General features: G+C 56.9%; 5 protein-coding genes. 1 reads left to right on the top strand and 4 read right to left on the bottom strand.

Annotation, left to right across the window (positions count from 1 at the left end; translation table 11 throughout):
* Positions 1 to 98 precede the first annotated feature (98 nt).
* The 3 genes from J2847_RS33720 to J2847_RS33730 form a co-directional block, all read right to left on the bottom strand.
* Positions 99 to 929: a hypothetical protein gene (locus J2847_RS33720; RefSeq protein ID WP_209783089.1), complete on the bottom strand. Its 831-nt coding sequence runs from the start codon at positions 927 to 929 to the stop codon at positions 99 to 101.
* A 352-nt stretch (positions 930 to 1,281) separates the two neighbouring features.
* Positions 1,282 to 2,532: a type II toxin-antitoxin system HipA family toxin gene (locus tag J2847_RS33725; RefSeq protein WP_209783090.1), complete on the bottom strand. Its 1,251-nt coding sequence runs from the start codon at positions 2,530 to 2,532 to the stop codon at positions 1,282 to 1,284.
* Positions 2,498 to 2,806, bottom strand: a complete 309-nt coding sequence (locus tag J2847_RS33730; protein WP_209783091.1) for a helix-turn-helix domain-containing protein — start codon at positions 2,804 to 2,806, stop codon at positions 2,498 to 2,500. The genes J2847_RS33725 and J2847_RS33730 overlap by 35 nt, the downstream gene beginning before the upstream one ends.
* A gap of 120 nt (positions 2,807 to 2,926) precedes the next feature.
* On the opposite strand from J2847_RS33730, the gene J2847_RS33735 reads away from it, so the two are divergent.
* Complete coding sequence (locus J2847_RS33735) at positions 2,927 to 3,127, top strand: hypothetical protein (protein ID WP_209783092.1); 201 nt, start codon at positions 2,927 to 2,929, stop codon at positions 3,125 to 3,127.
* Between the two features lie 395 nt (positions 3,128 to 3,522).
* Here J2847_RS33735 and J2847_RS33740 read toward each other — a convergent pair whose 3' ends face one another.
* Positions 3,523 to 4,029 (bottom strand): hypothetical protein, encoded by a 507-nt coding sequence (locus J2847_RS33740; protein ID WP_209783093.1) that lies wholly within the window; start codon positions 4,027 to 4,029, stop codon positions 3,523 to 3,525.
* Positions 4,030 to 4,307 lie beyond the last annotated feature (278 nt).

Consider the following 4,307-nt stretch of genomic DNA (forward strand, 5'->3'; position numbering starts at 1 on the left):
GTCCAGCATGAGTGCCTCCGGCCAAGATCGTTTTCTCAGATGTACAACAGGTTTCAGTTCACTCCATCACCCAGAAACTGCCAAAGTAGTACTAGCCCTCACATTAGTTTCCTGAAATCCTCTACGGTCATAACGTTAATACTTGGCAGCAGTTCCTGTAACAAAGTATCATTGGTAACCATTATCTGTTCCCTGTCGTATAAATACAGCGTGTGAAATAAATCATATAGGTCGTTCCGCTTGGCCATCCCGCCTTTTGCAGATTTCATTAGATTATAACCAAAAAGTACGAAGAAGAAAATATCATGGGTTCCTTTATAGCTTTCTACTATATCACCATTGCTTTTGCTGGAGGTCTTATTGTGCGCCCTAAATAAATCAATAGAAGCGTCATCTTTCAGTATATCCATTACATGATGAGACGGATGAGCCATCCTAGATTGACTTATTTGTTTTCCTTCATTAAATGGAATAATATAATCATCTAGGTTTGTTATTTGTACTATCTCTTTCTCAGGAGGTCGCACATTATACGTTCTCCTGATTATTTCATTGAAAGCAATCTTACAGTCTTCATAGCTTTTTATTAGGGCATCAAGAAGTTCTTCGTCTAACTCACTTTCCATCCGCTGCAGTTTTAGCGCATACTGCATTACCATTGAGTCACAAAGAACCACTTCTCCAGTGAAGCCGAGTTGAATCATTTCATTCGGCATATATTGCAAAAACTGCAAGTCGGATTCTGACAAATTACTTAATATGGCCGATCTTTTCTGGCTTTCTTCCGATGCAGGGCTTTTCCGATCAATTCCTCTGTATATTTCAAATAGAGAAAACATAGATGTATATGAATATTTTAATATCTCAGATTTTTTGTTAATTGCCTTTCCTAGTGCTCGAAGCGCATTGGTTTCCAAGTAATATTTCATTTGCCCATCTCCTGAAAGATCCGGCCCGATCGAACTATATTTTCTCTGATCGCCCCGTCACCCCAGTCAAGGTGCAGCGATCGCCCACTGCAAGACAAGAGGCATTTCACCAAGCGAAAGGGGCCGGACTTGAGACGGAGCATCTTGGTGCTGGTCACCGACACCGTCGTCGCCGGGGTGGCGGTTGTCTAGGGCATAGCTGAGGCCGAGGCGCGTGCCAGAAGGGCGCGGCAATCTGCGGCGCAGATCAAGGCTCCTCGGGCCACCTCTGGGCTTCGTCCAATTATGAGACTGGTCGTTCTCGCTTGCGTACCAGCCGTCCGCGGTCCGATGCATGAACGGGGAACCCCGTTTACGGCAGGTGTGGGACCCTGCGCATGACGGCCTCGCGGTCCATCGCGGACACCTCGTGGCGGTCGAGCCACTTGGGGAAGCTGGCAGCGGCCGCACGTATGCGTGCGTAGCACTCGTCGGCCTCCTCGCGGGACAGCCCGAACGCCTCGTGCGCCTCCAGCGCCTTCGACGGGTCCGCCTCGGCCGACCGGTGTCGGGCAGGGCGCAGGACCAAGGCGCGTCGAGCTTGTGGCACCACGTCGAACACCGGCGACAGGCGCCAGCCGTCGCCGTCGTCGATGAAGCCGTGGTTGTGCAGGTGGTCGTCCGTGTTGTTGAGGAAGCAGTTGAGAAGGAGGCGCTCGAACAGCATCTTGGCGCAGTCGGCGATCCCCGCGCGCCGGGCGGCGATGGCGAGGTCGGCGTAGGACGCGTCGGAGGCCCCGTAGGTGCCGGGCGGCTGGCCGAGGATGGTGGCCGCGCTGGTGTACGCGTGGCGCACGACTCCGGTGCGGTCAAACCGCTTCACCAGGAGGACGGAGCGTCCGGCGATCTCGGTCACCCTGTGGTCGGGCGTGTCGATGCCCGCCTCCCGCGCGACGGACAGGCAGGCGGCCTCCACCCGCTGGTGATCGAAGGCGTCGTCCCTCGCCCGCATCTTGACGATCCACGGTTCGCCGTCGGCGAAGATCCTGGCCTTCGGCCGCGCGCCTCCTATGTCGGCGCCGCTGTCGAGCAGCTTGGCGAGGTGCGATCTGGTCGCGACGCCATTCTCGACCGCGTCGGCGGCGTCGGCCAACCCCTCCAGGTCGTCCTCATCCCCCGGCAGGTCGATCATGGCCTTAGCCGGGACCCAAACCTCGGGCGCTTGGTCGTCCGGACCGAAGTGGAGATGGCCGATGCGGTCCCCTCCGGCGGCCGCAATGTACTCCGGCGCCGCCAGCGGGACGTCCGGATATGCCATGGACAGGATCGCCTTGCCCCAGCCGTCCGGGGACGCGTCGTAGAGGGGCAGCGGGATTTCGTGGGGTGGAAGGCTCTGGAACGAGCGTCGGAGCGGCAGGCCGGTCGCCGCCAGCGGCTTCGCCCCCGGACGGCGGCGCCACGCCTCGTCGTAGCGGAAGACGCCCTGCCGCATCCGTCCCGGAACACCCTTGAACGACAGGACGCCCGCCGGAACGGGGACCCCGTCCACGTCTGCGAAGACGACCATCTCCATCAGACGGCCGTCCGCATCAACCTTCCAGGTGCCCGCCCCGCTTCCTGCCATGAATCTCCTCCAACTCCTCGCCCAACGGATCCGACGCCAGCATGTCGGGCAACCGGTCGGCGTAGCCGAGGACCGACATGACCTTGACCAGCAGGCCGACGTTGACCGTCTCCTTGCCCTTCTCCAGCGCGATATAGGTCTTCTTCGTCACGCCGGTCCGTACGGACATTTCGTCCTGCGACAGGTTCCGCCTCAGGCGGGCCAACCTCACCCGCCTGCCCAGGCGCTCCAAGGCATCCGCCTCGGGCGAACTAAGAAGCACCGGCCTCTTCATATGAGACCCCTTTAATACACACTATCCTGCTTTATGTGCCTTAAAGGGGCCTTCTGTCAATCCAGCTGTGCGATGCGCCGAAGGTTCAGGGGCGTTCGCAGGAGGGAGCGGCGGGGCCGGTTGACCGGAGCGGTTCAGGCCTCCTGCCCGATGGCGCCGTCCTTTCACGAAAGTGGCACCGCCGAGCCCTCCCAGCCAGATCCAGCTCGCCGCCGGACCGCCGGCGAGCTGGTCGCCCAGGGCGGCGTCGACGGCACCGAGGCGCCGGACCTGGAGGGCGCGGCGGCCGACCAACTTGCCCGGTGCTGGCCGTCCTGCTGACCGTCGGTGTCGTCCCAGGGGGGCGAGTAGCAGGCGAACCGAAAACCTAGGTAAGCCCTGTCTCGTGTCTCGGTAGGGTCTAAACCGGCTTCATGGGACGTCCCTGAACGCCGAATGCAACCTTATCGAGGCGCTGAAAGTGTCTCATCGGGGGCGGGGAGCAATGGAACAGAAAGCCGACATAAGGTCGAAGCAGCTGTACGGAAAACCATGCTGAAGCGGTTTCCGTACAGCCAATCATTCCGACAGGGTTTCCCGTCTATGAATCCGGGGGCCTTCGGTCGAGGCGGGAGACGGCTTTCGGTGTATGTCGGAAAACACATGTTTTGCAATCGGCTCACGGACGCGCCTATCTGCCGTGAGTTGAATGCCCCTAGCCTTAAACAGATACTCAGTTAGTATGTAATTTCTATTCCTACATTCCTGGCTTGGTTGTGGCTCCAATTCTTAGCTGTATAACAGACAACATCACCTTTTGGTGTTGAGTCCACTGCTGGCCCAGTGAATGCCGCCCATATTCCTGGATTGACTGTCTTAGGCAATCCAGACGATAGTTCTCCTTGCCAGTCAATAGGTGTGATAGCCCCTTTCGCCTTAAATGATGCTCCGGTTGGAATAACAACACAAAGATCCATACAGACAGATTGGTTCAACCTCCTCGTATTGAATGGATCGGACGTCAACCCAGCCGCAGCAGTTGACTTTCCAATAAGATCAAGGCCCTTTTCCTTAAGTACTTCCCCAAGATTTTTGGCATGCTGGTCTGGGGTACAGGCTGGATTATCCTCTGCTGCTGGCGTCCCTGTTTCAGATAACTTTGCTCTTGCATACACAGTTTCGGAGTGTGCGTTTGCTGAACATATCGTCACTGCTGCGAAAGCTATGATCGTCAGAAATCGCATTTCGAGCCCTCCTTATGAGAACTTTTCCACCCATAAAAGAGTGCAAATTGTAATATCCTTCCGTCAACGCTTAAAAGCGGTTATCCCATATGGACATTATCCCGGTGTAGATTTCAACAAGGTCGGCCTATGTCGGTTTTCCGTTCCATTGCTCCCGGCCCCTCCTCATCGGCTCGCCTTGCTTGTGCATCGGCTTGCAACACTGGGCCAGTTTCAGGGGTGATCGGCGTCCAATAACCAGCCACCTCTGATCTGGCAGACTACCACCCTGGGTTTGG

The organism is Azospirillum agricola (assembly GCF_017876095.1).
GTDB lineage: Bacteria > Pseudomonadota > Alphaproteobacteria > Azospirillales > Azospirillaceae > Azospirillum > Azospirillum agricola.

Bases quoted from the DNA above. Each gene is read 5' to 3' on its own strand.
- J2847_RS33730 (WP_209783091.1), bottom strand. From the start codon at position 2,806: ATGAAGAGGCCGGTGCTTCTTAGTTCGCCCGAGGCGGATGCCTTGGAG.
- J2847_RS33740 (WP_209783093.1), bottom strand. From the start codon at position 4,029: ATGCGATTTCTGACGATCATAGCTTTCGCAGCAGTGACGATATGTTCA.
- J2847_RS33720 (WP_209783089.1), bottom strand. From the start codon at position 929: ATGAAATATTACTTGGAAACCAATGCGCTTCGAGCACTAGGAAAGGCA.
- J2847_RS33725 (WP_209783090.1), bottom strand. From the start codon at position 2,532: ATGGCAGGAAGCGGGGCGGGCACCTGGAAGGTTGATGCGGACGGCCGT.